The following is a 2896-nucleotide window of genomic DNA, read 5'->3' as shown; positions in this document are numbered from 1 at the left end:
GACGCGGCGAAGCTCGACAGCATCCGGCCGCGGGTCATCCCGCCGCGCTCGTTCCGACCGCGGCGCTTGGCTGCACGCACGCGCACCGCTCGGGAGACCAGCTGGAGCGGGCGAGCGCCGCGTCGCCGATCGGGTTCACGCCGGGACCGGCCGCGAGCGCGTGACCCGCGAGGGCGTGCAGGCACTTGACGCGGGTGGGCATGCCGCCAGCGGACACGCCGGAGATCTCGGGCACGTCGCCGAAACCTGCGCGGTCGGCGAGGTAGGCGTGGTGCGCCGCAAGGTAGGCGGCAGCGACGTCCTCGTCGTCCTCGAGCAGCGCGGCGAGCTCGGGCATCACATGGTCGGCCTCGAGCGTGGACATCGCGGCGGTGGCCGCCGGATGCGTCAGGTAGTAGAACGTCGGGAACGGCGTGCCGTCGGCCAGACGCGGCGCCGTGGCGACTACGGTCGGGTTGCCGCACACGCAGCGTGCGGCGATGCCCACCACGCCCCGGGCCTCGCGTCCGAGCTGGCTGGACACGACGGCGATCTCAGCGGCGGTCGGCGTCTCGTAAGGCGGGGTCGTCACCTCACCAGCGTACGGGTCGCGACCTGTGTGAAGACTCAGTGCGCGGCGCGATTCAGCCCGCCGGTGTCTCCACCGCGCTCTTCGCCAATCCGGCGCCGGTGAGGCTGCGCAGCAGCTGCGGCATCCAGTCCGACGGACGCTCCTGGATCTTGTCGCTGACGTGCTGCTGGGCGGGCGGGACGTCAGCGGGGTCGAGGTCGTTGTCGACGAGGTAGATGACCTCGCCCGGCTTGGTGTAGTAGAGCCTCTCCCGCGCCTGCGTGGTGATGTAGGCGGGGTCGTTCCAGCGGGTGCGCTCCTGCTCGAGCGCGGCGATCTGATCCTTGGTCAGCTGCACCGAGTGCTCGAGCGCGGCGATCTTCTGGCGCTGGTCGAGGTAGGTCCCGATCGACGGCACCAGGACCCAAGTGCCGAGTACCACGAGCGACAGCATGATCACGGCGAAACCGGAGAGGCGGATGCCGCCGGCCCACTCGCGCACGTCGACGCGTCGGCCCTCGCCGAGAACGGAGCGGTCCCGCGGCTCGGAGCGGTCCCGTCCGGCCGTGCGGTCCTTGGCCGGATGCTTCGCCGCGGACGGCGAAGGGGGAGCCGGACGTCTCGCCATGGCTCCCCCTTCGTTCGTCAGTTCTCTGCGGTCAGAACCCCTGATCAGGCCTTGAAACGCGGGAAGGCCGAGCGGCCCGCGAACACCGCGGCGTCTCCCAGCTCCTCCTCGATGCGCAGAAGCTGATTGTACTTCGCGACGCGCTCGCTGCGTGCGGGCGCACCGGTCTTGATCTGACCCGAGTTCACGGCGACGGCGAGGTCGGCGATCGTGGTGTCCTCGGTCTCGCCGGAGCGGTGCGAGAGCATCGTGGTGTAGCCGGAGCGGTGAGCGAGGTTGATCGCGTCGAGCGTCTCGGACAGCGTGCCGATCTGGTTCACCTTGACCAGCAGCGAGTTCGCCACGCCGGTGTCGATGCCGCGGCGCAGGCGCTCCGGGTTCGTGACGAACAGGTCGTCGCCGACCAGCTGCACCTTGGAGCCGATCGCATCGGTCAGCGCCTTCCAGTTGTCCCAGTCGTCCTCGGCGAGGGCGTCCTCGATGGTGACGATCGGGAAGTCGCGCACGAGGCCCTCGAAGTACTCGATGAGCTGCTCGGGCGTCCACTCCTTGCCCTCGACGCGGTATACGCCGTCGGAGAAGAACTCGGTCGCGGCGACGTCGAGGCCGACGGCGATGTCCTTGCCGGGCGTGAAGCCGGCCTTCTCGATGGCCTTGAGCAGGAAGTCCAGGCCCTCGCGGTTGCTGGGCAGGTCGGGCGCGAAGCCGCCCTCGTCGCCGAGGCCGGTGTTGAAGCCGGCGGCCTTCAGCTCGCTCTTGAGCACGTGGTAGGTCTCCACGCCCCAGCGCAGCGACTCGGAGTAGGTGTCGGCGCCGATCGGGGCCAAGAAGTACTCCTGGAAGTCGATGCCGTTGTCGGCGTGCTCGCCGCCGTTGATGACGTTGAAGAGCGGGACGGGCAGCAGGTGCGCGTTCGGGCCGCCCAGGTAGCGGAACAGCGGCAGGTCGGCCGAGTCGGCGGCGGCCTTGGCCACCGCGAGGCTGACGCCGAGGATGGCGTTGGCGCCGACGCGGCTCTTGTTGTCGGTGCCGTCGACGTCGATGAGGATCTCGTCGATGACGCGCTGCTCGCTGGCCTCGACGCCCTCGATGGCGGGTCCCAGCTCGTCGATGACCGCCTCGACGGCCTTCAGCACGCCCTTGCCGCCGTAACGGCTCTTGTCCCCGTCGCGCAGCTCGTACGCCTCGAAGGCGCCGGTGGATGCGCCGGACGGGACGGCGGCACGCTGCACGATGCCGTCATCGAGGAGCACCTCCACCTCGACGGTCGGGTTTCCGCGCGAGTCCAGGACCTCGCGTGCGCCTACAGCCTCGATCAGTGCCACGGGTGTGCTCCTTTTCAGGGAGGGAAGGGTGGTGGTGTGGAGCGACGTCGATCCGCGGTTCAGTCTAGTCCGGGGCCCGAGGGATGCCGCAGCGGATGTCATCGCGTTCGCCCCGACCCGATTCACTCGGCGAGTGCGGCTCGCGCGGAGTGGACGTCTGTGATGATCATGTCGGCGAGTCCGGATCGCAGCACGGCGCTGACCGCTTTCGCCTTGCCCGTCCCCCCTCCGATGGCCACTCGCAGTCGAACGCGGTGCAGCTGCTCCTCGGAGATGCCGACGAATCGTTCCTCGAGTCCACTGATCGTGCGCCCGTCCTCGGCCAGCAGCGATGTGCCGTACTCGGCGATGACGCCGCGCTTCTCGAAGCTCTCACGCTCCCCCGTCTCCGCG

At 69.6% G+C, this 2896-nt stretch carries 4 protein-coding genes; all 4 read right to left on the bottom strand.

Annotated features, from left to right (window positions below; all coding sequences use genetic code 11):
* Positions 1-34 precede the first annotated feature (34 nt).
* Entirely contained in the window at positions 35-571 is a 537-nt protein-coding gene (locus tag BGN97_RS11225; protein ID WP_292701356.1) for a DUF501 domain-containing protein, read from the bottom strand.
* Positions 572-623: 52 nt separating this feature from the next.
* Positions 624-1178 (bottom strand): septum formation initiator family protein, encoded by a 555-nt coding sequence (locus BGN97_RS11220; protein WP_292701355.1) that lies wholly within the window; start codon positions 1176-1178, stop codon positions 624-626.
* Between the two features lie 44 nt (positions 1179-1222).
* Complete coding sequence (gene eno, locus BGN97_RS11215) at positions 1223-2503, bottom strand: phosphopyruvate hydratase (RefSeq protein ID WP_292701353.1); 1281 nt, start codon at positions 2501-2503, stop codon at positions 1223-1225.
* A gap of 122 nt (positions 2504-2625) precedes the next feature.
* Positions 2626-2896, bottom strand: a 271-nt coding sequence (locus BGN97_RS11210) for a sugar-binding domain-containing protein (RefSeq protein WP_292701350.1), incomplete at its 5' end; no start/stop codon positions are given.

The sequence above is a fragment of the Microbacterium sp. 69-10 genome, assembly GCF_001897945.1.
GTDB lineage: Bacteria > Actinomycetota > Actinomycetes > Actinomycetales > Microbacteriaceae > Microbacterium.
The sequence above is the reverse complement of the archived record's forward strand: the minus strand, read 5'-3'. Positions and strand labels throughout refer to the sequence as shown.